Annotated in this window: 20 protein-coding genes; 9 read left to right on the forward strand and 11 right to left on the reverse strand. The window is 66.4% G+C overall.

The features are described 5' to 3' along the window. Positions 1-130: 130 nt before the first annotated feature. From E3T35_RS00755 to E3T35_RS00775, 5 genes are all read right to left on the reverse strand, one after another. A complete protein-coding gene (locus E3T35_RS00755; protein WP_134377619.1) occupies positions 131-1,174 on the reverse strand; it encodes an aromatic acid exporter family protein in 1,044 nt (347 codons plus the stop codon). Between the two features lie 47 nt (positions 1,175-1,221). Next, positions 1,222-1,494 (reverse strand): hypothetical protein, encoded by a 273-nt coding sequence (locus E3T35_RS00760; protein ID WP_134377620.1) that lies wholly within the window; start codon positions 1,492-1,494, stop codon positions 1,222-1,224. Between the two features lie 163 nt (positions 1,495-1,657). Further along, positions 1,658-3,262 (reverse strand): tripartite tricarboxylate transporter permease, encoded by a 1,605-nt coding sequence (locus E3T35_RS00765; RefSeq protein ID WP_134344065.1) that lies wholly within the window; start codon positions 3,260-3,262, stop codon positions 1,658-1,660. Further along, positions 3,263-3,802, reverse strand: a complete 540-nt coding sequence (locus tag E3T35_RS00770; protein ID WP_134344064.1) for a tripartite tricarboxylate transporter TctB family protein — start codon at positions 3,800-3,802, stop codon at positions 3,263-3,265. Between the two features lie 2 nt (positions 3,803-3,804). After that, positions 3,805-4,803: a tripartite tricarboxylate transporter substrate binding protein gene (locus tag E3T35_RS00775; protein WP_134377749.1), complete on the reverse strand. Its 999-nt coding sequence runs from the start codon at positions 4,801-4,803 to the stop codon at positions 3,805-3,807. A gap of 180 nt (positions 4,804-4,983) precedes the next feature. Between E3T35_RS00775 and E3T35_RS00780 the strand changes: the two genes are divergently transcribed. Both E3T35_RS00780 and E3T35_RS00785 read left to right on the forward strand, forming a co-directional pair. Beyond that, positions 4,984-6,660, forward strand: coding sequence for an ATP-binding protein (locus tag E3T35_RS00780; RefSeq protein WP_134377621.1), 1,677 nt, complete (start codon positions 4,984-4,986; stop codon positions 6,658-6,660). Continuing rightward, complete coding sequence (locus tag E3T35_RS00785; protein ID WP_166789792.1) at positions 6,653-7,339, forward strand: response regulator; 687 nt, start codon at positions 6,653-6,655, stop codon at positions 7,337-7,339. The genes E3T35_RS00780 and E3T35_RS00785 overlap by 8 nt, the downstream gene beginning before the upstream one ends. 14 nt (positions 7,340-7,353) lie before the next feature. On the opposite strand, the gene sepH is transcribed toward E3T35_RS00785, so the two are convergent. Next, on the reverse strand, positions 7,354-8,487 hold the full coding sequence (sepH, locus tag E3T35_RS00790) for a septation protein SepH (protein WP_134377622.1): 1,134 nt from the start codon (positions 8,485-8,487) through the stop codon (positions 7,354-7,356). A gap of 200 nt (positions 8,488-8,687) precedes the next feature. Between sepH and E3T35_RS00795 the strand changes: the two genes are divergently transcribed. Beyond that, a complete protein-coding gene (locus E3T35_RS00795; protein ID WP_092112645.1) occupies positions 8,688-8,981 on the forward strand; it encodes a DUF4193 domain-containing protein in 294 nt (97 codons plus the stop codon). Between the two features lie 9 nt (positions 8,982-8,990). Here E3T35_RS00795 and E3T35_RS00800 read toward each other — a convergent pair whose 3' ends face one another. Then, the gene (locus E3T35_RS00800; protein ID WP_092340004.1) at positions 8,991-9,443 is read right to left on the reverse strand and encodes a DUF3093 domain-containing protein; all 453 of its coding nucleotides are present in this window, start codon (positions 9,441-9,443) and stop codon (positions 8,991-8,993) included. A 38-nt stretch (positions 9,444-9,481) separates the two neighbouring features. Here E3T35_RS00800 and dut point away from each other — a divergent pair, with 38 nt between their 5' ends. The 5 genes from dut (at position 9,482) to dxs (ending at position 16,578) form a co-directional block, all read left to right on the forward strand. Continuing rightward, entirely contained in the window at positions 9,482-9,979 is a 498-nt protein-coding gene (dut, locus tag E3T35_RS00805) for a dUTP diphosphatase (RefSeq protein ID WP_134344060.1), read from the forward strand. 35 nt (positions 9,980-10,014) lie between these two features. After that, on the forward strand, positions 10,015-10,605 hold the full coding sequence (locus tag E3T35_RS00810; protein WP_134377750.1) for a DUF3710 domain-containing protein: 591 nt from the start codon (positions 10,015-10,017) through the stop codon (positions 10,603-10,605). A gap of 18 nt (positions 10,606-10,623) precedes the next feature. Next, a complete protein-coding gene (locus E3T35_RS00815; RefSeq protein WP_134377623.1) occupies positions 10,624-11,442 on the forward strand; it encodes a DUF3159 domain-containing protein in 819 nt (272 codons plus the stop codon). Between the two features lie 209 nt (positions 11,443-11,651). Further along, positions 11,652-14,498: an aconitate hydratase gene (locus E3T35_RS00820; RefSeq protein ID WP_134377624.1), complete on the forward strand. Its 2,847-nt coding sequence runs from the start codon at positions 11,652-11,654 to the stop codon at positions 14,496-14,498. Positions 14,499-14,628: 130 nt separating this feature from the next. Continuing rightward, positions 14,629-16,578, forward strand: coding sequence for a 1-deoxy-D-xylulose-5-phosphate synthase (dxs, locus tag E3T35_RS00825; protein WP_134377625.1), 1,950 nt, complete (start codon positions 14,629-14,631; stop codon positions 16,576-16,578). Positions 16,579-16,716: 138 nt separating this feature from the next. Here the strand turns inward: dxs and E3T35_RS00830 are convergent, their stop codons facing one another. The 4 genes from E3T35_RS00830 to E3T35_RS00845 all read right to left on the reverse strand — a co-directional run bounded on the left by E3T35_RS00830 (position 16,717) and on the right by E3T35_RS00845 (position 22,001). Beyond that, positions 16,717-18,882, reverse strand: a complete 2,166-nt coding sequence (locus E3T35_RS00830; protein ID WP_134377626.1) for a 3-hydroxyacyl-CoA dehydrogenase NAD-binding domain-containing protein — start codon at positions 18,880-18,882, stop codon at positions 16,717-16,719. Further along, the gene (locus E3T35_RS00835; RefSeq protein WP_104090423.1) at positions 18,879-20,084 is read right to left on the reverse strand and encodes a thiolase family protein; all 1,206 of its coding nucleotides are present in this window, start codon (positions 20,082-20,084) and stop codon (positions 18,879-18,881) included. The genes E3T35_RS00830 and E3T35_RS00835 overlap by 4 nt, the downstream gene beginning before the upstream one ends. 110 nt (positions 20,085-20,194) lie before the next feature. Further along, the gene (locus E3T35_RS00840) at positions 20,195-21,391 is read right to left on the reverse strand and encodes an HRDC domain-containing protein (RefSeq protein WP_134377751.1); all 1,197 of its coding nucleotides are present in this window, start codon (positions 21,389-21,391) and stop codon (positions 20,195-20,197) included. Positions 21,392-21,410: 19 nt separating this feature from the next. Next, positions 21,411-22,001 carry a DUF3000 domain-containing protein gene (locus E3T35_RS00845; protein WP_092340012.1) on the reverse strand — a complete coding sequence of 197 codons (591 nt, stop codon included), beginning with the start codon at positions 21,999-22,001 and terminating at the stop codon, positions 21,411-21,413. A gap of 64 nt (positions 22,002-22,065) precedes the next feature. Between E3T35_RS00845 and E3T35_RS00850 the strand changes: the two genes are divergently transcribed. Then, on the forward strand, positions 22,066-23,277 hold the full coding sequence (locus E3T35_RS00850; protein ID WP_134377627.1) for a S9 family peptidase: 1,212 nt from the start codon (positions 22,066-22,068) through the stop codon (positions 23,275-23,277). Positions 23,278-23,280 lie beyond the last annotated feature (3 nt).

Consider the following 23,280-nt stretch of genomic DNA (forward strand, 5'->3'; position numbering starts at 1 on the left):
GGGTCCGACCGCGTCCCCTTCGGCGTCGCTCATTCGAGGCCGCGCCCGATACTGGGTGGCCGCTACGGAACCGCCGTAGCGGTCACCCGTTTCGGGCGCGCTCATGGCCGCGCGGCCAGTGCGACCGCGTTCAGGCGCGGTCGCCGACGATCTCCTCGCGCACCCGGCGTAGGTCTTCCATCAGCGAACCGATCAGAATCCAGTGGTCGGGGTGCGGCGTCACGATGCGCAGCGGCGCGGTCAGGGCGAGAATTTCGGGCGCCGGCGGTTCCGGCACGACCGAGAGGTCGCCCTCGGCTCGGGCGAGCAGCGCGAGGTCGTGCGCCGCCCGCGCCAGCTCCCGGGAGAACGCCTGAACGCTCGGCTCGTACTGCAGCGACTCGTCGTAATGATCGTGCAGGGCCCGGGTCATGCCGATCGCGCGCGTCACAAGCGTCGGCAACCGCTCGATCATGTCGTGATCGGCGTCGAGTGCTACCCGCAGCTTGGCCTTGCGCGGGTTGAGCATGAGGCTCTCCTCGGCCTGGGCGATGGCCTTCTCCGCCGACACCAGCATCGGCCGCAGCAGCCGGGCCTTGATCATCAGTTCCATCAGGTCGATCGGGGTCTGCGGGGTGCGCAGTGCCTCGGCGATGCGATCGAAGGTGTCTGCCAGCTCGCGTGCCAGCAGGCCGACGGCGTCGCGCGCGGGCGCGACCAGCACCGGGGGAACGATGAGCGCATTGATGATCAGGGCGATTCCGGCGCCGATGAAGGTCTCAATGATGCGGTCGAGGGCGTAGCCGGGCGTCGTGGCACCGAGGGCGAGCACGAGCATGGCGCTGATCGGAATCTGACTGGCCGACACCGGGGAGAGTCGCAGCGCCCAGGCTACGAGGATGCTCACCACGATCGTGCCGAGCACGACCCAGCTGGACTGGCCCAGGAAGAAGCCGATCGAGGAGGCGATGATGACGCCACCGATGACCCCGGCGGTGCGTTCGATCGCGCGGCCGAGGGTCTGGTTGACGCTCGGCTGCACCACGAGCAGGGCTGCGATCGCAGCGAAAATGGGCAGGTCGCTCGGCAGGAGCAACTGGGAGGCGAGCCAGGCCAGTCCGACGGCGACGGCCATCTTGACGACCTGCAGCATCGGGAGTCGTTTGGAGATGCGCAGGGCCGAGGTTAGTTTCACTGGTCAAGGCTAACCCGTAGACCGCAGAGTGAGACGGATGCCGGCTTTTACCGGTTCGGAGTCGGTTCCGGCCGAACCGGCAGCTCGAGAAACCGGGCGTAGTCGGCGACGCCCCGTTCGAAGTCGCGCTGGGTCTTCTCCGCCCGCGTCCGTGCCGCGGCAGTGTTCGGCTCCTCGGACAGCGAGGCCTCGCAGGTGACCCCCGACGCCGCAATCTTCTTGCGCCAGGTGCCCACGATCTGCCCGTTCGTGACCACGAGCGGCAGAAAGATGCCGTTCAGCCCCGGCACGACCCGCAGGAGGTTCTCCGCGGAGATCACGGGCCTGCACCGCGAGCATCCGCTCGGTGACCGCGATCGCATCGGCCAGCGGTTGCCCGGCCAGCCCCTGGGCTCCGAGGCGAAGGCGAACGACGTCGGCGCGGGAGAGGGCAGCTGGCATGACACCAGTATGCCGACTCCCGCGCCGTCGTAGCCGGTTGTGCTAGTTTCCGCGCCGACTCGGGCGCACCGCCCGAATCACCCGGGCACTGCCATCGGAGGTCTGGGTGCCGAAGGCATCGAACTGGTCCTCCGGAGGCCCGTCGGTCGGTCCGGCCCCTCGACCGAACCGCTGGCGCAGCGCCTTGATCACGGGCGGAACCACGAGGAACAGCACGATCGCGGTGTACATGACAACCGCAAGCGGTTCGCTCAGCAGAGCGGCCGGGTCTCCGGCGCTGATCTGCAGTGCGCGGCGCAGCTGGCGTTCCATCTCCGGACCGAGGATGGCACCGACGATGATCGGCAGCACCGGAAACCCGAAGCGGCGGGCCATGTAGCCGAGCGCACCGAGCAGCAGCAGGATCAGAATGTTGAAGGTCTGCATGCCGGCCGCGTAGGCGCCGAGGGTCGCGAAGAACAGGATGCCAGCATAGAGATACGGCCGCGGGATGCGCAGGAGCTTGGCCCAGAGCGGTGCGAGCGGCAGGTTGAGCGCCAGCAGCAGGGTGTTGCCGATGAACAGGCTCGCGATCAGGGTCCACACCAGAACGGGTTCGGTCTGGAACAGCAGCGGACCGGGGTGGATGCCGTACTGGTTGAACGCCGCGATCATCACGGCGGCGGTCGCCGTGGTGGGCAGACCGAGGGTGAGCAGTGGCACGAGCGTTCCGGCGGCAGAGGCGTTGTTGGCTGCTTCCGGCCCGGCCACACCCTCGATGGCGCCGTGGCCAAACTGCTCCGGATGCTTGGACAGCTTCTTTTCCGTCACATAGGACAAGAAGGTGGGGATCTCGGCGCCGCCGGCCGGAATGGCCCCGAATGGAAAGCCGATAACCGTCCCGCGCAACCACGGCTTCCAGGAGCGCTTCCAGTCGTCCTTGCGCATCCACGGTACCCCGACCGGGATGGTCGCGGGGGTGCCGTGCCGCAGGTGCGCGGCAATCCAGAGCGCTTCACCGACCGCGAACAGGGCGACGGCAATAACGACGACGTCGATGCCTTCGGAGAGCAGCGGCTGTCCGAAGGTCAGTCGCGCCTGACCGGACGTTTTGTCGAGGCCGACCAGGCCGATGGTCAAGCCAATGAACAGCGAGGCCAGGCCACGAATTCGACTCGAACCGAGCACGGTACTCACCGCGACGAAAGCGAAGACCATCATTGCGAAGTACGAAGGAGCTCCAAGCCCGATCGCGACCGCCACGACGAAGGGGGCGACGAAGACGAGGGCGCCGGTGGCGAGCGTGCCAGCCACGAATGAGCCGATGGCGGCCGTCGCCAGCGCCTGTGCACCGCGGCCGGCCTTGGCCATCTTGTTGCCTTCGAGCGCAGTAACGACCGAGGAGGATTCGCCCGGGGTGTTGAGCAGAATCGAGGTCGTCGACCCGCCGTACATGCCGCCGTAGTAGATGCCGGCGAACATGATGAGCGACCCGGTCACGTCGAGCGCGTAGGTGAGCGGCAGCAGCAGGGCAACGGTCATGGCCGGGCCGATGCCCGGCAGCACGCCGACGGCGGTGCCGAGCAGCACGCCGATGAGGGCGAACAGCAGGTTCTGCAGGGTCAGCGCGTTGCCGAACCCCTCCATCAGAAGGGTGAGGTTGTCCATTTAGAGAATTCCCGTCAACAGGCCGGCCGGCAGATTGATGCCGAGGCCCAGTACGAAGCCGTAGAACGTGCCAACAGCCAGAAGGATGCCGATCACGAGCGCCCAAATGAAGCGCCTTGAGCCGAGCAGCAGGGCGGAGCCGCAGAACAGCAGCGCGCTGCCGATCACGAAACCGAGAAAGTCCATCGTGAGGGCAAAGACGAGAATGAGGCCACCGAGGCCGAACACGGTCGGCCAGTGGGCCTTCTGCGTGAGGTCGATGTCCTCACCGTCTTCGGCCTGGGCGTGGCCGCCCCGCAGTACAGAGATGGCGAGGGCAATCGCACACAGGCCCAGGCCGATCGCGATGATCGTGGGAACGACCTGCGGTCCCATCACGCCGGCGTTGATGGCGGTGTGACGGATGTTCGCGGTATCGACCGCGATCACGATCGCGATTACGGCGAGCAGGGCGGCGACTCCGAGCTCGGAGCGACCGTGCAGGCGAGCCTGCAGGCGTCCTCGTAGCCCGGATTCTGCGTCTGTAGTGGGGGCGGTCATTCTTAGACTAGGCCCAGGGTCTTCAGCACGTCGGCGACGCGGGTGTCCTGCTCGGTAAGGAAGGTGCTGAAGTCGTCGCCGGTGATGAATGCGTCGGTCCAGCTGTTGTCGACCAGAACCTGCTTCCACTCGGGGCTGTCGTGCATGGCGGTGACGGCGTCGACGAGGCGCGCGATTTCAGCGTCGGTCAGTCCGGGTGCGGCCAAAAGTCCGCGCCAGTTCGTGAAGACCAGGTCGATGCCCTCTTCGGTGAGGGTGGGGGCGTCGATGACGGGAACGCGCTCCTCGCTCGTGACGGCGAGTACCCGCAGGTCGCCCGACTTCACCTGTTCCAGAAATTCACCGTAACCCGAGGCGCCGAACTGCAGCTTGCCGCCGAGGATGGCCGGCAGCAGTTCGCCACCGCCGTCGTAGGCCACGTAGTTGACCGTTGTCGGGTCGATGCCAATGGCATCCGCGAGCTGCATCGGCAGGAGGTGGTCCGGGCCGCCCGGGGACGAACCGCCGCCGACGGCGAAGGTGGCCGGGTCCGCTTTCCACGCGGTGACGAGGTCGTCGATGGTTTGGTAGGGGGAGTCCGCGGCGACGAAGATGGCGCCGGCTTCTTCGATGAGTCCGGCGATCGGGGTCGCGTCGGCGACCTTGGCATCGCCCTCGTTGGTGTACGCGGCGCCGACCACGCCGAGCCCCATCATGAGCAGAAAGTTGGCGTTACCGGTTTCGGTCAGGGTGCGGGCGAGGCCCACGGTTCCGCCGGCACCGGCCAGGTTGGTGACCTCTGTACCGGTGGCCAGGCCCAGGTCGTCCATCACCTTGACCGCGGCGCGGCCGGTGACGTCATAGCCGCTGCCCGCGGCATTGGGGATCATGACCTGCAGGTTTTCGATCGGGCCGCTGTCGGCGGCCTCGGTGTTCTTCGCGCTCGTGACTCCGCAGGCGCTGAGGGCGAGTGCCACGACCCCGGCGAGAACAACGGTGCTGGCCGTGCGGCGTGAACGCATGGTGCGTGCTGTGATTGGCATGCTTGAATCCTCTTCGATTTCTGGCGAGCCTCTTTGCTGGCCGAGTTCAGCCTGCGTGGTGGGCCGGTCGGACACAACTTGTGGCCTTAGTGAACGTTGTGTAGCTTGCGGTTGCAAACAGTGATTTCGGTTTGCCCCTTGCATGGGGCACTATTTCATATGGCCAAAGACGATCGAGAGCAGCTGACCCGGCGCGGGTCGGGCATCCGTTCGAGCCGTCTCAGCCTCACCCGCCAGCTCTTGCTGTTTCAACTCAGCCTGATCGGGCTCGTTCTGGTCGCTGTCACGGCCATCTCACTCGAACAGACCCGCAGCAGCTTCGAGAGCGGTGCTCAACGTCGCATGCTCACGGTTGCCGAATACGCGGCGGCCAATCCGCTCGTACGCAGCCTGCTCTCCAGTAAGGCGGTGCCCCAGCAGTTTTCGGTGCCGGTCGAGTCCCTCCGTACCACCACGGGGGTAGACCAGCTGCTCGTAACGGATGTTGACGGCCGCGTGATCGCCTCACCCGCCGATCCGCGGCTGCTCACCACCGACCTGGCTATCGACCCGACGCCCGACGAGTCGGACGCCGCGTGGGCCGGCATCGCGCCGATCGGCACCAATGATTACGTGGTCGCGCAGGTGCCGGTGCTGTCCAAAACCGGGGAGGTCGTGGGGTCCGTGGTCGCCGCCCGCCAGTTCCCAGCCCTAGCCGATCTGCTCGCGAGCGCGGTGCCGAACCTGCTGACCTATGTCGGGGTGGCGGGGGTGCTCGGCGTGACGGGGTCGCTGCTGCTGGCCGCGCGGGTGAAACGGCAGACGCTCGGGCTCGAGCCGGAGCAGATCGGCCGGCTGGTGGAGCACCGGGATGCCATGATCCACGGCATCCGGGAGGGAATGATCGCCGTCGACACCGACGGGCTCATCACACTCGCCAACGACAGCGCCCGCACCCTGCTCGGTCTGCCGGCTGATGCAGAAGGCCGGGCGATCGACACGGTGGGCCTCGACGACGAGGCGGTGCGGGCGCTGCGCCCGCAGGAGGTCGGTGAGATCGATACGGTGTTCGTGAACCGCGGGGTGCTGCTCGTGCTCAACCAGACGCTTATCCACCCGCCTCGGTCGCGGCCGGAGGTTGTGACGACCCTGCGTGACCGCACCGAGCTGGTCACGCTGCAGCACGACCTGGGCAGCAGCCGACAGGCCACCGACACCCTGCGCGCGCAGACCCACGAGTTCGCCAACCGGCTGCACACCATTTCGATGCTCATGCAGCTCGGCGACACCGAAGCGGCGGTGGAATACGTTGACGCCGTCACCCGTGACCGCACCGAGCTCGACAATTCGGTGTTGACGCGCCTGCAGGAGCCGGCGGTAGCCGCGCTCGTAATCGCCAAGACGTCCCTGGCCCGTGAACGCGGCGCGACGCTTGTCTTATCGCCCGAATCGAACCTCGGCCGGGTCGACGCCGAGCTCTCCGCCGACCTCGTTACCGTGATCGGAAACCTGATCGACAACGCCCTGGATGCCGTCACTGGGGCCAGGGAACGTGGGGTCCGGCTCGATGTGCGGGCGAGCCCTGGTGCAGCGGCTGCCGTGCTGGTGACGGTGAGTGACTCAGGGCCGGGGATCGACGCCGCACTCGTCGACCGGGTGTTCGAGGTGGGAGTCACGAGCAAATCGGCACTCGCCGGGGGAGACGCCCATGGTTACGGACTCGCTATCGTGCGCCTCGTCGCGACGCGTCGCGGGGGCACGGTGGGCTATCGGGCCGATCAGGGCACCGTGTTCGAGGCCGTGCTGCCGTTCGGCACGGCCGAATTGGTCGAGAACGAGGAACAGACCCGTGTGTGATGTGCTCGTCGTCGACGACGATTTCATGGTGGCGCGCGCCCACGAACGCATTGTGGCCCAGCAGAGTGGTTTCACCGTGGTCGGTGTTGCGGCGACCGGGTCGGACGCGCTGGTCCAGATCGCCGCCAAAGCCCCGCACCTCGTGCTCCTCGACATGTACCTGCCCGATATGACCGGGCTCGACGTGATCCGCCGGGCCCGCGAAGCCGGGCACGGCGTGGACTTTCTCGTGCTCAGCGCCGCCCGGGAGGCCGAAATGGTCACCGCGGCGCTGCAGGGCGGCATCGTGAGCTACCTGCTCAAACCATTCAAGATCACCGAGCTGCAAGCTCGGCTGGCCGGATACGCCGAGCGGCGCCGACTGCTCGGTGGCACCGGTGATTTGAGCCAGAGCGATCTCGACCAGGCGCTCGGGCGCGCATCCGCTCTTTCGATCGACCAGGCGGTCTCCGCGTTGCCGAAAGGCCTGAGCAAGGAGACGGCAGCGCTGACCGCTGCCGCCCTGTCGGCCAGCGACCCCGACTTGGCCGCTTCGGAGTGCGCCGAACTGCTCGGCCTGTCGCGCGTAGTCGCTCGCAAATATCTGGAGTATTTCGTGGCGACAGGGCAGGCTGTGGTCAGCCTGCGTTACGGCCAGACCGGCCGGCCGCAGCGTCGCTACGCCTGGCTGGCCGGCTGAACGCCGGCTACGGCTCAGCTGAGGTCGTCGTCGGTGCGGGCACCGAACACGATCTCGTCCCAGCTCGGCATCGAGGCTCGGCCGCGCTTGGGCGTGGTGCGACCGTGGTTGGTGCGTTCCTGGGCCCTGGCGGCCTGGTTGGCCCAGGCGTTGCCGGTTGGCTCCGGTGTGGTGGCCGGAGCAGCACTGGACTCATCGGTGACCGCGGCATCCGTGAGTGCAGCGTCGACCGGCGTCGCCCGACGCGGGCGCAACGGCTGTGCTGGGGCGGGCACCGAAACGGATGCCGTCTCCCCGCTCGACGCCGCCTCGCGTTCGCCGCGGCGGCGACGCAGAGACTCCAGCAGGTCGGCGGTTTCGCTCATGTTCGAGGCCGGCTCTGCAGCGCGCTTGATCGCAGCTTTCGACACCGCGTCGTCCCGACTCAGTGAGCGGGAGTACGGCACTGCCTCCAGGTTGGGGCTGGTGTCGTTCAGAATCTCGTCGGCGAGGGATTCCTTGAAGTTGAAGGCGTTGCTGTCGAACCGGGACACGTCGGCGGCGCTCGTCTCGGAGCCGACGGCGCGCAGGCGCGGAATCAAGGAGCCCTTGAGTTCGCCCTGCTGCGACAGTGCGACGGCCTCGCTGCCGACCGGAGACAGGGAGTTCTTCTTCGGTTCGAAACCCCAGCGGGCGTCGTGGTCGATCTCGTCGGCGGTGAAGGACAGCTTGACGATCCACCCGCCGCCGGGCTCCTTCCAACTCGCCCAGCGCTCACCGGTGGCACCGAGGGAGGCGAGGCGTTCCCGAATAACCGAACCGAAGTTGACGTTCTCGTCGATCGGGTCCGGATCGATGGCGGTGTGCACCGGAACACTCAGCGCCGAGGAGACGATGTACTCCCGTTCGGCCACGACCGGGCCTTCGAAACGGCGCACGTACTCGAGCGATGCGCCAGTGACCGCGGCCACATCCTCGGCGGACATGCCGGAGCGAATGTGCGCCTGGACTTCCCGCGGTGACAGTTTTGGAGCGTTGACACGTTCCGTCTGGGTTTGGCGAAGCCGGGACTGGAGAACCTCGTCGATGGCGATGCGATACCGGTCGCCATCTTCGGACGCTGCGAGCAGCGCACCGTTCTCAACCCCAATAACCTTCAATTCCTGCATGAAGACAAGCCCTCTCGCGATTACCGTTGGCTGCAAGACTGCCACGGGTTGATGCCTTTTTGCGGGAATACGCCGGGCGTGCCGCAAGTTGTTTCTTCGTGTCCGAATAAAAACATTGGCGGACGGTTTGCTATTCCGTCTGGATTGTTGGAAACTGTGCCCGCCGATTTCGTTTATCGGCGTAACTGAAATGGATGGGCATGGCAACCGATTACGACGCACCCCGAAAGACTGAAGACGACTCTGAGTCGATCGAGGCCCTCAAGGAACGTGTGCCAGACAAAATGTCCGGCAGCGTTGATGTCGATGACTCCGACAACCCCGGTGGGTTCGACCTTCCGGGCGCCGACCTGTCCGACCTGGACCTTGATGTCGTCGTTCTGCCCGCGCAGGCCGACGAGTTCACCTGCGTGAATTGCTTCCTCGTGAAGCACCGCTCGCAGATGGGACACGAGACCAAGCTCGGCACCGTCTGTCTGGAGTGCGACTCCTAAAGCCCAGCTTTACCCCACGTTGGCCGTTCGCGATTCATTGATCGCGGCGGCCAACTCTATTGGGTGGCGGCTGGAGATGACCCAGTACGGGGCCGGATCGGTCGCATCCACGATGGGCACGCGTACGACCGGCTTGATCCAGCCGCGAATGAGCAGCCAGGCCCTGGCATCCAGCCGAGGACCCCGCTCCTGCGTGGCTTCGGCCCCGTCGAAGACCGTCGCTTGGCCGAGCAACGTGGTCGAAATTGTGGCGGGGCCGGCGATCAACTCGCCGTTCTGCACGCGAACGACCGGTGACGCCAGCACGAGCAGCAGCACGCAGCCGCCGTACAATACGGCGGCCGTAACAATTCCGGCGAACAGGGAGATCGGCACGAGCACGAGAATGCTCGCTGGTATCACCAGAGCGGTGACGATGAATGCCCAGGCGTTGGGCCACAGTTTTTCACGGTAATCAGGCATGGCTCTATTCGATCAGATAACTGCACTACCCTCGACACGTGGCAGAAAGCGTCGAAGTCCTGATCCAGGCATCCATCCTCCCGAACTACGCACACCCCGGTGATGCCGGGGCAGACCTGCACGCGGCCGAGGCTCTCGAGCTCGCCCCGGGAAGCCGTGCACTTGTCGCTACCGGCGTGTCGATCGCCCTTCCCGATGGTTTTGCGGCGTTCGTCGTTCCCCGCAGCGGTCTGGCCGTCAAGCACGGCATCACCATCGTGAACGCTCCCGGAACAGTGGATGCCGGCTACCGCGGCGAAATCAAGGTGGCCCTGCTCAACACCGACCTGAACGAGTCGTTCACCATCGCGGTGGGCGATCGCATCGCGCAACTCATCGTCATGCCGGTCGCCCGAGCCACCTTCATCGCCGTCGACAAGCTTCCCGGCAGCCAGCGTGGTGAGGGCGGTTTCGGATCGACCGGCGTTCTGCCGCGCACTCAAGACAATGCACCAATGCCGGGCGCAGCCGCCCCGCAGACAGGAGATAACCGGTGAGTGACCTCACGAACTCGGGGGAGATCCCCGAATCCATGCCGAAATCGGCACCCGAAGACCGCGAGACCGAGGGCCCGCTCGACGAGTCGGAAGCCAACCCGGTACGTCCATACGTCGACCTCGGCGGTATCAAGATTCTTCCTCGCGAAGGACTGCACCTGCGCCTCGAAATTGAAGAGGGCAGCAAGCGGGTCGTGGCCATCGGACTCGACTTCGCCGGTTCCACCCTGCAGGTTCAGCCGTTCGCCGCGCCGCGCTCGAGCGGCTTATGGCACGAGATCCGCGACCAGATCGCCGACCAGATCGGCAAGCAGGGCGGCAGCACCACTCCGCGCGAAGGCCCGTTCGGCCCCGAACTCGTCGCCGAAATCCCGGTCGCGGCCGGCCAGGAAGCCGGTGGCGTCACGCGCCTCGCCCGCTTCATCGGCGTCGACGGCCCGCGCTGGTTTCTTCGCGGCGTGATCGCCGGTGAGGGCGCCATCGATCCCGATGCCGCGTTGCAGATCGAAGACCTGTTCCGCAGCATCGTCGTGGTGCGCGGTTCGACCCCGATGCCGCCGCGCGACCTGATTCCGCTGCGCATGCCGGCCACCCCCGCTGGCACAACCGAAACCGCCGCAGTCTGACCGGCGTCTTGCCACGCCATGAGTGACACCGCCAAAGACCAGCCCGATCAGCCGGAGCTGCCAACCGTGCCGGGTGAAGCAGGCTCGCCAGACAGCGCCGTCCCGCCGTCCACCTCCGCGCTGTTCGCCGAGTCGATGGCCGGTGCGGCCCGCCGCGCCGGCTTCGGTGCGGCGACGGAGGGCGAGCCGATCAGCGGCCAGGCCCTGCTGAAGGCGATGGGCGGCATCCGCGGCTTGATCGAAGCAGTGCTGCCCGGCCTGGTTTTTCTGTTCACCTATTCGATCACCATCGACCCGTCGACCGATGTGACGAGCGATCCGATCGGCACGTTGTTGCCGTCGCTGATTGCACCCCTCGTGATCGGCGTCATCTTCGTCGCGCTGCGCGCGATCACCAAGCAGACCACGACCCCGGCTCTCGGTGGCCTGGTCGGAACCATTATCAGCGTTGCGCTCGCACTGTTCTCCGGCAAACCGTCCGACTTCTTTCTGGTCGGCCTGTGGACCAACGCCGGTTACGGCGCCGCCCTGCTCATCTCGGTGCTCGTGCGCTGGCCACTCATCGGCGTGGCCGTCGGGTTCTTGATGGGCGACGGCGTCGCCTGGCGCCTCGACGCGAGCAAGCGTCGGGTCCTGACCATTTTGACTCTGTGCTGGACCGGCCTTTTTCTCGGCCGCCTCGCCGTTCAGCTGCCGCTCTACCTGGCCGACAACGTCGAACTGCTCGCCTCGATGAAGCTGCTCATGGGCATCCCGCTCTACGCGCCGCTACTCGTCGTCTCCTGGCTCATGGTGCGATCGGTTTATCGCAAAATGGATGCCGCTGACGCGGTCTGAATGACGACGGAGAGACCCCCGCGCCCTGCTAGAGTTATCTTGACGTCAAGATAGTTGTTCGGTGAGAAGTCGCCAGCACAACTCGATGGAAAAAGGCAGCCCCTGGCATCCGCTGGTTAGGCTTGCCTTGCTGGCACGAGGCTGTGCCTGCCACAAGAATTGAGGACTGCCGCCGGTATCCCGTCGGCTCCCACAACGGAGAGGGCATTGTGTCGGAATCAACAAAGACCACGGTTAATAGCTTCGGAGCCAAAGACACCCTGCGCGTCGGTTCGACGGACTATGAGGTCTTTCGTCTGGACGCGGTCGACGGCTACGAAAAGCTGCCATACAGCCTGAAGGTGCTGCTGGAGAACCTCCTCCGCACCGAAGACGGCGCCAACATCACCGCCGAGCACATTCGTGCCCTCGGCGCGTGGGTACCCACCGCGGAGCCCGACACTGAGATCCAGTACACGCCGGCTCGCGTCGTCATGCAGGACTTCACCGGCGTTCCCTGCATCGTCGACCTCGCCACCATGCGTGAGGCACTCGTCGAACTCGGCGGCGACGCCAAGAAGATCAACCCGCTCGCCCCGACCGAAATGGTCATCGACCACTCCGTCGTCGCCGATCTGTTCGGAACGTCGGACTCGTTCGAGCGCAACGTCGAGATCGAATACGAGCGCAACGGTGAGCGCTACCAGTTCCTCCGCTGGGGCCAGACCGCGTTCGACGACTTCAAGGTCGTTCCCCCGGGAACCGGCATCGTGCACCAGGTCAACATTGAATACCTCGCCCGCGTGACCATGACCCGCGAGGTGGGTGGCGTCCTGCAGGCCTACCCCGACACCTGCGTCGGCACCGACTCGCACACCACCATGGTCAACGGCCTCGGAGTGCTCGGCTGGGGCGTCGGCGGAATCGAAGCAGAAGCAGCAATGCTCGGCCAGTCGGTCTCCATGCTCATCCCCAAGGTTGTCGGCTTCAAGCTTTCGGGCATCATCCCGGCCGGCGTCACCGCAACGGATGTCGTGCTCACAATCACGCAGATGCTCCGGGGGCACGGAGTAGTCGGCAAGTTCGTAGAATTCTACGGATCGGGTGTGGCATCCGTTCCGCTCGCGAACCGCGCCACCATCGGCAACATGAGCCCCGAGTTCGGCTCGACGGCCGCCATGTTCCCGATCGACGATGTCACCCTCGGCTACCTGCGCCTCACCGGTCGCAGCGAGGAGCAGGTCGCGCTGGTCGAGGCCTACTCGAAGCTGCAGGGCCTCTGGCACAACCCCGACCAGGAGCCGATCTTCAGCGAGTACCTCGAGCTCGACCTCTCCACGGTCGTCCCCTCGATCGCCGGACCGAAGCGCCCGCAGGACCGCATCATCCTCTCCGAGGCCAAGACCCAGTTCGAACGCGACCTGGACAACTACGCCAACGCGCCCGTCTCCCTCGTGGACGCGGCAATAGAGGGTACTTTCCCGGCCTCCGACCCGATCGGCCTCACCCCCCAGGACGAACACACCGCGCACAACCACGCGTTCGAAAGCGGCCTGGCCCGTCACACCAGCCACCCGACGCAGTCGCACCCGCAGCCCACCGACGTCACCCTCGCCGACGGCCGTGAGTTCACGATCGACAACGGCTCGGTTGCCATCGCCGCCATCACCTCCTGCACCAACACGTCGAACCCGAGCGTCATGCTCGCGGCCGGCCTGCTGGCCCGCAACGCGAGCCTCAAGGGCCTCAAGAGCAAGCCGTGGGTCAAGACCACGCTCGCTCCCGGCTCCAAGGTCGTCACCGAGTACTACGCGAAGGCCGGCCTCAACGGCTACCTCGAAGACCTCGGCTTCTATCTGGTCGGCTACGGCTGCACCACCTGCATCGGCAACTCGGGCCCGCTCGAAGACGAAATCTCTTCTGCCGTGCAGGAGAATGACCTCGCCGTTACCGCCGTGCTCTCCGGTAACCGCAACTTCGAGGGACGCATCAACCCCGACGTGAAGATGAACTATCTGGCCAGCCCGCCGCTCGTCATCGCCTACGCCCTCGCCGGCACGATGAACTTCGACTTCGACGCCGACTCGCTCGGCACAGACCATGAGGGCAACGATGTGTTCCTCAAGGACATCTGGCCCGACGCCGACGAGGTGCAGAAGACCATCGACGAGTCCATCGACTCGAACATGTTCGAGACCCAGTACGCCGGCGTCTTCGACGGCGACGAGCGCTGGCAGTCGCTCGAGACTCCCGTCGGCGATACCTTCGCCTGGGACGCCGAGTCCACCTACGTCCGCAAGCCCCCGTACTTTGACGGCATGAGCCTGGAAACCAGCCCGGTTGTCGACATCTCTGGTGCCCGCGTGCTCGCCAAGCTCGGCGACTCCGTCACCACTGACCACATCAGCCCAGCTGGTTCGATCAAGGCAGACGGCCCCGCCGGTCGCTATCTGGCCGAGCACGGCATCGAGCGTGGCGACTACAACTCCTACGGCTCGCGTCGGGGCAACCACGAGGTCATGATTCGCGGAACGTTCGCGAACATCCGTCTGCGCAATCAGCTCCTCGACAACGTCGAGGGTGGTTTCACCCGTGACTTCAGCGTCGCCGGAGGCCCGAAGGCCGACATCTACGATGCCAGCCAGAACTACCAGGCCGCCGGTACCCCCCTCGTCATCTTCGGTGGCAAGGAGTACGGTTCGGGCTCCAGCCGTGACTGGGCAGCCAAGGGCACGAGCCTTCTCGGTGTCAAGGCCGTCATCGTGGAGAGCTTCGAGCGCATCCACCGCTCGAACCTCATCGGCATGGGCGTTGTGCCCCTGCAGTTCCCGGTGGGGCAGAGCGCCGACTCGCTCGGCCTCGATGGTACCGAGATCGTTTCCATCTCGGGCATCACCGAGCTGAACAACGGCACGACCCCGAAGACCGTGCACGTGACCTGCGCTCCGAGTGAATTCTCGGCCGCCGGCAAGGCAGCGGTCGAATTCGACGCCATCGTGCGCATCGATACCCCGGGCGAAGCCGAGTATTACCGCAACGGCGGCATCCTGCAGTACGTTCTGCGCTCGCTCGTCTAGACCGGCACGCGCACTGCTGGTGGGCGCTCCACCAGTACGACAGCGGCGCGTAGACTCGATTCATTCGAGTCTGCGCGCTGGTTTGGTTTGATGAGCAGTCGTGGGAACGTACGACGTGAAAGGACGACGGATGACTCTTCTGGAGACGATTCATGGTCCCCGGGACCTCGATGGTCTCTCGAAAGAGCAATTGCCGCAGCTGGCCGCGGAGATTCGCGCCTTTCTGGTGCGCGAGGTCTCCAAGACGGGTGGCCACCTCGGGCCGAACCTCGGCGTGGTGGAACTGACCATCGCCATCCACCGGGTCTTTCACTCGCCGACCGACGCGATCGTCTTCGACACGGGGCACCAGTCCTACGTGCACAAGCTGCTCAGCGGGCGGCAGGACTTCAGCAAGCTGCGGCAGTTGGGCGGCCTGGCCGGCTACCCGCAGCGCTCCGAGTCCGAACACGACATCGTCGAGAGTTCCCACGCCTCCAGCTCGCTGTCCTGGGCAGACGGAATCTCCCGGGCCTTCGAGATCACCGGCCAGAACGACCGCCACGTCGTCGCCGTCGTCGGCGACGGAGCACTGACCGGGGGAATGACCTGGGAAGCGCTCAACAACATCAGCGATGACAACACCCGCAAGCTCATCATCGTGGTCAACGACAACGGGCGCTCCTACGCGCCGACCATCGGCGGCATGGCCCGCTTCCTCAACACCATCCGCACTCGCGCCAGTTACCGGGATGCGTACCTCACCAGCAAGGACGTATTCGATCGCCTCGGTTCGCCCGGGCGGGCCGTCTGGCGCGGCGTACGCGGCGGCATGCACGGGTTCCTCGCCCGCGTCACCAACAACGACGCCCTGTACTCCAACCTCGACATCAAATACATCGGCCCCATCGATGGCCACGACGTGCACGCGATGGAAGAGGCTCTGGCCCAGGCCAGGGGCTACGGAGCGCCGGTCATCGTGCACGCCATCACCCAAAAGGGCAAGGGCTACGACCCAGCCGTGCAGGACGTGGCCGACCAGTTTCATGCCGTCGGACAGATCGACCCGGAGACCGGGGAATCGGTCGAAGAACCCGGCGCCCAGTCGTACACGTCGGTCTTTGCCGACGAACTGCTGAAGCTCGCTATCGAGAACGATCGAATCGTCGCGATCACCGCCGCCATGCTGCGGCCCACCGGGCTGCACAAGATGGCCGAGCGCTTCCCGTCCCGTGTGCACGACGTGGGAATCGCCGAGCAGCACGCGGTGACCAGTGCGGCCGGGCTCGCCTTCGGTGGCCTGCATCCCGTCGTGGCACTGTACGCAACGTTCATCAACCGGGCCTTCGACCAGGTGCTCATGGACGTGGCCCTGCACAAAGCCGGCGTCACCTTCGTGCTGGACCGCTCCGGCGTCACCGGGCCGGACGGTCCCAGCCACCACGGTATGTGGGACCTCGCCATTTTGCAGGTCGTACCCAATATCCGCCTGGCCGCGCCGCGCGATTCCGCGCGACTGCGTGAAGAACTGGCTGAGGCCGTCGCGGTCGACGACGGACCAACGGTAGTGCGCAACCCCAAGGGCACGGTCGGCCACGAATACGATGCCATTCGCCGTCTCGACGACGGCGTTGACGTGCTCCAGGAGGCGACCCAGCAGGATGTCCTCATCGTGACGGTCGGTCCGATGGCGGCTATGGGGCTCGACGTGGCCGACCGGCTGGCAGCGCAGGGGATCGGCGCAACGGTCGTCGACCCACGCTGGGTCGTTCCCGTGCCGCAGAGCATCATCACCCTCGCCGCCGCCCACCGCATCGTCGTCACGATCGAAGACGGCATTCGGGTCGGCGGGATCGGCACGCGAATTCGTCAGGATCTGCGCGAGGCCGGCGTCGACACAGCGGTGACCGAACTCGGCCTGCCCGACCAGTTCCTTGATCACGGTACCCGGGCCGAGATTCTCGAGCGGGTCGGCCTCACCCCGCAACGCATCGCTCGCGATGTCGTTGCCATGGTGCTCGGCAGCAAGATTCCAAACGCCCGACCGCTGCCGGCCGATCACACCGACACCGGTGCCATCCAGGTAACCCGGCGCGACTAACTCCCGCCCGGCACGCGCGTCCCGAATACGGACGGGGCCCAGGCCCCGTCCACGGGCCCAGCTTATAAACTGGGCCCGTGGCCATAGGGTGGGCCCGGTCGTGCAGACCGGGCCCTGTTCTCGTTAGTGCAGTGCTCGCTAGTTCTGAGCGGATGCCGCCCCGACCGCAGCACCGATCCCGCGGATCGGCGGGGTGTGGAACGTTCCGCCGAAGACCCGCTCGCTCGCGCCGACCCGGTCGAGGTACGGGGTGATCCCGCCCATCTGGAACGGCCAGCCGGCACCGAGGATCATGCACAGGTCGATGTCCTCGGCCGCGTGCACCACGTCGTCGTCCAGCATCCGCTTGATCTCGTCGCCCAGGCCATCTTCGACCCGCTGCAGAATCTGCTCGGCCGTCATCGGAGTGCTTCCGCCGGCGACGATCTTCAGCGCGCCCTTGTCGAAGCCCGTGCGGCGGCCCTTGCCATCGCGCTCGAGGATCTTGCCGTGTTCGGCGAGCTTGTGCAGGTTGTCACTCTCGAAGAACCGGTCGGGGAACGCCGCATGGTGCGTGTCGAGCACGTGAGCGCCCACGGTGAGGCCGACCAGCTCGAGCAGCTCGAACGGGGTCATCGGCAGCCCGAACGGCGCCACAGCGGCCTCAACGACCTCGAACGGGGTTCCGGTGTCGACGGCGTGCATCGCTTCACCGAGCAGCTTGGCCAGCACCCGGTTCACCACGAAGCCGGGGGTGTCCCTGGTGATCACCGCGTTCTTGCGCAGCTTGCTGGCGATCACCATCGCGGTCGCGAGGGTGACCTCGTCGGTCTGCGGGGTGTTGACCACTTCGATGAGCGGCATGACCGCCACCGGGTTGAAGAAGTGGAACCCGACCAGGCGCTCCGGGTGGGCCAGCTTCGACCCGATCTGTTCGACCGAGAGCGACGAGGTGTTCGTGGCCAGAATGGCCTCGGGCGAGATGTACTTCTCGATCTCGGCGAACACCGACTGCTTCACGTCGAGCTCTTCGAAGACGGCCTCGATCACCCAGTCGGCGTCGGAGAACAACGACTTGTCGGTGGTACCCGTGACGAGCGCGCGAAGCCGGTTGGCTTCATCCGCTGAGATGCGGCTCTTGGTCTCGAGGGCCGCGATCTCGCCGTGGATGTACGCCACACCCTTGTCGACGCGTGCCTGGTCGAGGTCGGTGATGACCACTGGCACCCGGAGGCGACGCACGAAGAGCAGCGCGAACTGGCTGGCCATGAGGCCCGCGCCAATCACGCCGACCTTGGTGATCGGGCGGGCCAGTTTCTTGTCCGGCGCTCCGGCGGGGCGCTTGGCGCGCTTCTGCACGAGGTTGAAGGCGTAGATACTGGCCTGCAGCTGGTCTCCGGCGATGAGACCGGCCAGGGCCACGTCCTCACGCTCGAAGCCCTCGGCGCGCGTGCCGCTCTTGGCCGCCTGCAGCAGGTCGAGTGCCACGTACGGCGACTTCGCGACCTCGCCAATGCGGTTCACCAGCATCTTGCGGGCGATGCCGACGGCGACGTCCCACTTCACCAGGCGTTCGATCTTGCCGGGCACATTCGGGCGGGCCACCTTCGTCGTGCCAGCGATGACGCCGTCGGCCCAATCGATGGAGTCTTCGAGGAACCGCGCCGACGTGAACATGACATCAGCGATTCCGAGGGCGAGGGCATCCGCTCCGGTGAGGGTGCGGTTGTTCTTGAGCGGGTTCTCGATGATGACCTTGAGGGCGTTCTCGATGCCGATCAGGTTGGGCAGCAGGTAGGATCCGCCCCAGCCGGGGATCAGACCGAGAAACACCTCGGGCAGCGCGATCGCCGGCACGGCCGCGTCGACGGTGCGGTAGCCGGCATTCAGGCCGATTTCGAGGCCGCCGCCGAGCGCGAGCCCGTTGATGAACACGAACGAGGGTACGCCGAGAGTGTCGAGCTTGCCCAGGGCGTGGTGACCGAGCTGGCTGAGCAGCTTGCCGGCTTCGAGCGAGGGAATCTCGGCCACCTTGCTGAGGTCGGCGCCGGCGGCCAGGATGAACGGCTTGCCGGTGACGGCGACACCGTGGATCTCGCCGCGCCCGGCACGGGCTGTCAGCTCGTCCATGGTGGCGGCGAATTCGAGCAGGGTGACCGGGCCGAGCGTGTTTGGCCGGGTGTGGTCGCGCCCGTTGTCGAGGGTGACCAGGGCCAGGGTGCGGCCGCCACCGAGCGGCACGTCGCGCACGAACGAATGCGTGACGACCTCGTCGGCCGAGATCGCGACGAGCGAGGAGAAATCGAGGGAACTGTAGTCGGTCATCGCTTGGCTGCCTTCTTGTTGAAGTGCGGGTTTTCCCAAATCACGGTGCCGCCCTGGCCGAGGCCGATGCACATGGCGGTCAGACCGTAGCGCACCTCGGGGTGCGACTCGAACTGGTGGGCGAGCTGGTTCATCAGGCGAACGCCCGAGGAGGCGAGCGGATGCCCCAGCGCGATCGCCCCGCCATACTCGTTCACGCGGGGATCTTCGTCGTCAATGCCGAAGTGGTCGAGAAAGGAGATGACCTGCACGGCAAAGGCTTCGTTGAGCTCGAACAGGCCGATGTCGGTGATCGATAGGCCCGCCTTGCGCAGCGCCTTCTCGGTGGAGGGCACCGGCCCGAGGCCCATGACCTCCGGTTCAACGCCGGCGAAGGCGAAGCTTTTCATGGTCATCTTCACGCCGAGGCCAAGTTCCTTGGCCGTGGCGCCGCTGGCCAGCAGGCAAGCGGATGCGCCGTCATTCAGGCCGGAGGCGTTGCCGGCCGTAACGCGGCCGTGCGAACGGAACGGCGTGCGCAGACCGGCGAGGCCCTCGAGTGTGGTCTCCGGGCGCGGTGCCTCGTCCCGGGTCGCGAGGCCCCAGCCGGATTCGCTGCGCGTGGCAACGGGAATCAGGTCCGGCTGAATGTTTCCGGCCTCGTAAGCCGCGGCGACCTTCTGCTGGCTGCGCAGTGCGAACCGGTCGGAGCGTTCCTTGGTGTACGACGGGAACCGGTCGTGAATGCGTTCGGCGGTCGCGCCCATGTTGAGGGCGTCCTCGCTGACCAGACGCTCGGAGAGGAACCGCGGGTTCGGGTCGGCCCCGAACCCCATCGGGTGGCGGCCCATGTGCTCGACGCCGCCGGCGATGGCGAGGTCGTAGGCGCCGAAACCGATCGATGATCCCATCATGGTGACGGCGGTCATCGCCCCGGCGCACATCCGGTCGATGGCGAAACCGGGAACCGATTTCGGCAGTCCGGCCAGCAGCGCGGCCGTGCGCCCCAGGGTCAGTCCCTGGTCGCCGGTCTGGGTCGTGGCCGCGATCGCGACGTCGTCGATTCGTTCCGGCGGGACGCCGGGGTTACGTTCCATCAGCCCGATAATCGCCTTGACCACGAGGTCATCGGCTCGGGTGTTCCAATACATGCCCTTTTCGCCGGCGCGTCCGAACGGGGTTCGAACTCCGTCCACAAAAACGACTTCTGCTCTCTCGGCCACAATGCCTCCCGTAGATGATTCACGCAGACGCGGCCGCTTGGCATCGCATCTGCAAGGTCTGGTCCGATCCTAGGGTGGCAAAAATGGCCGCCCGAATCGTTTGCCGGTTTCTACGACTCCAGATCCGAGGCCGGGTCGGCCGTTTGTGGAACTTCTACAAAAGCATCCGCTATTAATTGTGCGGTCACGTCAACTTGCCAGTGCCGTGCTCCCAAAGTGGTCAAGGCTTCTCCAACGGATGCCGCATCCAGCGGCTCCGGCGGCGTCCAGGCGACCCGACGCAGGTAGTCGGGCGTGAGCAGATTCTCCAGGGGAATCTCGACCTCGTCTGAGAGGGCCTGCAGTGCGGCGCGTGCCGCTTTGTAGCGCACGTCGGCTTCCGGATTGCGGTCGGCCCACGCCCGAGGCGGTGGCAGGGTGTCGTTGCTCGCCTTGAGCGCGGGCAGGTCAGTGGTGGCGCGGCCGCGCTGGATCGCAGCCCACCAGCGGTCGAGCTCGTTGCGGCTCGCCCGACCATTGAACTCGCGCAGGTCGGAGAGCGCCTGCCGGGTCGCCGGAAGAACCCGGGCGGCAGCGAGCAGGGAGGCGTCGGGCACGAGACGGCCCGGGGAGACGTCCACGTCGCGCGCGAACTCGTCGCGGGCCAACCAGAGTTCCCGGGCGACAGCGAGGTTGCGCTGGCTGCGCAGCGAGTGCAGACCCGACAGTCGCCGCCACGGGTCGACTCGGGCGGCCTTGGCCTCCTTGGACAGGGTCGCGGCGAATTCCTGGGCGGCAATCTCGGTCTTGTCGGACTCGACCAGCAGGTCGACCATGCGATCGCGCAGGTCGGGCAGGAGCTCGACGTCGAGGGCGGCGTAGACCAACCAGGATTCGGGCAGGGGCCGGGTCGACCAGTTCGCCGCTGAATGTTCCTTGGCGAGGTGAATTCCGAGCAGCTCTTCCACCACGGCGCCGAGGCCGACCCGCGGAATACCGAGCAGCCGCGCGGCAAGCTCGGTGTCGAAGATGTGTGCCGGGTCGAGGCCGACCTCACGCAGGCAGGCGAGGTCCTGACTCGCGGCGTGCAGGATCCATTCCTCATCGGCCAACGCTTCGTTCAGCTCGTAGAAATCGCCGATCGGCGGCGGGTCGAACAGAAACGTGCCGGCGCCGCGGCGATAGATCTGAATCAGGTACGCGCGTTGCGAGTAGGTGAAACCGGATGCCCGCTCAGCGTCGACCCCGACCGGCCCGTTACCGGCGGCCAGGGCGGCGGTGGCGGCGAGGTAGGCCTCGCGGGTGTCAACGACCTGGTGTTGGACGATGCTCTGCTTGGACTGCGATTCAGCCACGGGCTGCTCGGCGTGCTGACAACATACTGACTCCTTCCCCAGCGGGAGGGAGGCCGGCCAGCATGCAGAGCAGCTCGCCCCAGCCCTCGACGTGGGCGGTGAGATTGTGATCCAGGGGTGTCCACGACGCGCGCAGCTCAATCTGCGCGCCATCCCCCTGTTTGGCGAGTTCGCCAAAGCCTGACGAGATTATTTTAGTCGCCGTTCCGGAGGCCGCGGTGTACCGGGCCTTGCGGGAGTTGAGAGCGTCGACGAGCCAGGCCCAGGTGACCTCGGCCAGAAACGGGTCGAGGCCGATCTCCACTTCGAGCGGTGCCTGCGCGAAACAGACCACGCGAAAGGCTCCGTTCCAGCCTTCGGGCTCCTCCGGGTCATAGAGCAGAATGAAGCGACCGGTACCCAGGTCGGAATCGCTTCCGTGCCGCACCGGCTGGATATTCGCGGCCAGGGCGATCGAATACGGGGCGAGCTGGGCGGGCGCGGCAATTTCGGTGACGACTAATTCGGCCCGGCTCGTGGCGCGGCGAATCGCGGTCAATGCCGCGGCAAACTCCGCGGGGAGCGATTGATCTGTTTCGGGCACGTCTGCAGACTAGAGTTTTTTCTGGGTGTTGTCCGTGAGGCACGCCGACCAGTCGGAGGTGCACATGCACGACCCACAGCCCTCAAACGGGCGTCACCACCACGTTCTGCGTGCGATTCTCGGCCTGACCGGTCTCGTCGTCGCGGGCTCCGCCGTAGCTGTCGTGAGCGCCGTCGGTGTGCTCTCTGCGGTCATGGCAAAGACCATCGTCACCCCGCCGACAGCGCGGACCGACGACACCATGGTCGTCGCGGTCGACCTGCCGAACGCGACCATCACGCTGCAACGCCACCGCGATTCCGTGCTGCCTGGCGACTACAGCTTCTTCTTCAGCGCCGGCACCGGCCACGCCCGGGTCGGTGAGATCACCGCGCGCACGGCGACGACCGTCACCCGGCGCATCCTCGCTGTCGACTACGGTGACCTTCAGGTGGCCCGCCGTGGCCGGTTCAGCGGCTGGCTCTATCAGGGCCCTGCCGATCTGGGCTTCGAATGGACCGAGGTCGCCGTTCCCGCACCCCTCGGGCTCGCTCCCGCGTGGCTCTTTCCAGCGGATGCCGCGGCCCGGTCGACACGGTGGGTGATCCAGGTGCACGGTCGGGCGGTGCGCCGCGAGGAGGCCTTGCGGGCGGTGCCGGTCTTTCGCGCGGCCGGTTACACGTCGTTGCTCGTCTCCTATCGCAACGACGGCGACGCCCCCGCGAGCGCTGACGGTCGGTACGGCCTCGGCGACACCGAATGGCCCGACGTGGACGCCGCGATCGACTATGCCGCCGCGCACGGTGCGACGAGCATCGTGCTGATGGGCTGGTCGATGGGCGGCGCCGTGGTGCTGCAGACGCTCACCCGCAGCGCGCACCCGCACCGGATCAGCGGTGTCGTGCTGGAATCTCCCGTGATCGACTGGACCGACGTTGTCGCAGCGCAAGCGAGAGACCGGCGGCTGCCGGTTCTGATCGCCCGCGGCGCGGTCGCAGTTATGGGCGCAGGCTGGGCCAGGCGCCTCACCGGGCAGACCGAGCCGATCGATTTCAAGCGGCTCGACTTCGTGGCCAGGGCGCGCGACCTGCACCGGCCCATTCTGCTGCTGCACAGCGACGACGACGGCTTCGTGCCGGCCACCGGGTCGCGCCGGCTGGCCGGGCTCCGGCCCGACACAGTGACCTTCGTGGCGTTCAGCGAAGCCCGGCATACCAAACTGTGGAACTACGATCCCGCCCGCTGGAACGCCGAGATCGCGGCCTGGCTGGCCGCGCTGCCGAGTTCCGCGGTCTGAGGA

The sequence above is a fragment of the Cryobacterium sp. TMT1-2-2 genome (assembly GCF_004403505.1).
Classification (GTDB): Bacteria; Actinomycetota; Actinomycetes; order Actinomycetales; family Microbacteriaceae; genus Cryobacterium; species Cryobacterium flavum.

What these genes read in the sequence shown, in the direction of transcription:
- E3T35_RS00775 (WP_134377749.1), bottom strand. Translation starts at nt 4,803, where the DNA reads ATGCGTTCACGCCGCACGGCCAGCACCGTTGTTCTCGCCGGGGTCGTG.
- E3T35_RS00810 (WP_134377750.1), top strand. Translation starts at nt 10,015, where the DNA reads ATGCCGAAATCGGCACCCGAAGACCGCGAGACCGAGGGCCCGCTCGAC.
- E3T35_RS00780 (WP_134377621.1), top strand. Translation starts at nt 4,984, where the DNA reads ATGGCCAAAGACGATCGAGAGCAGCTGACCCGGCGCGGGTCGGGCATC.
- E3T35_RS00770 (WP_134344064.1), bottom strand. Translation starts at nt 3,802, where the DNA reads ATGACCGCCCCCACTACAGACGCAGAATCCGGGCTACGAGGACGCCTG.
- sepH (WP_134377622.1), bottom strand. Translation starts at nt 8,487, where the DNA reads ATGCAGGAATTGAAGGTTATTGGGGTTGAGAACGGTGCGCTGCTCGCA.
- dxs (WP_134377625.1), top strand. Translation starts at nt 14,629, where the DNA reads ATGACTCTTCTGGAGACGATTCATGGTCCCCGGGACCTCGATGGTCTC.
- E3T35_RS00815 (WP_134377623.1), top strand. Translation starts at nt 10,624, where the DNA reads ATGAGTGACACCGCCAAAGACCAGCCCGATCAGCCGGAGCTGCCAACC.
- E3T35_RS00795 (WP_092112645.1), top strand. Translation starts at nt 8,688, where the DNA reads ATGGCAACCGATTACGACGCACCCCGAAAGACTGAAGACGACTCTGAG.
- E3T35_RS00850 (WP_134377627.1), top strand. Translation starts at nt 22,066, where the DNA reads ATGCACGACCCACAGCCCTCAAACGGGCGTCACCACCACGTTCTGCGT.
- E3T35_RS00830 (WP_134377626.1), bottom strand. Translation starts at nt 18,882, where the DNA reads ATGACCGACTACAGTTCCCTCGATTTCTCCTCGCTCGTCGCGATCTCG.
- E3T35_RS00765 (WP_134344065.1), bottom strand. Translation starts at nt 3,262, where the DNA reads ATGGACAACCTCACCCTTCTGATGGAGGGGTTCGGCAACGCGCTGACC.
- E3T35_RS00800 (WP_092340004.1), bottom strand. Translation starts at nt 9,443, where the DNA reads ATGCCTGATTACCGTGAAAAACTGTGGCCCAACGCCTGGGCATTCATC.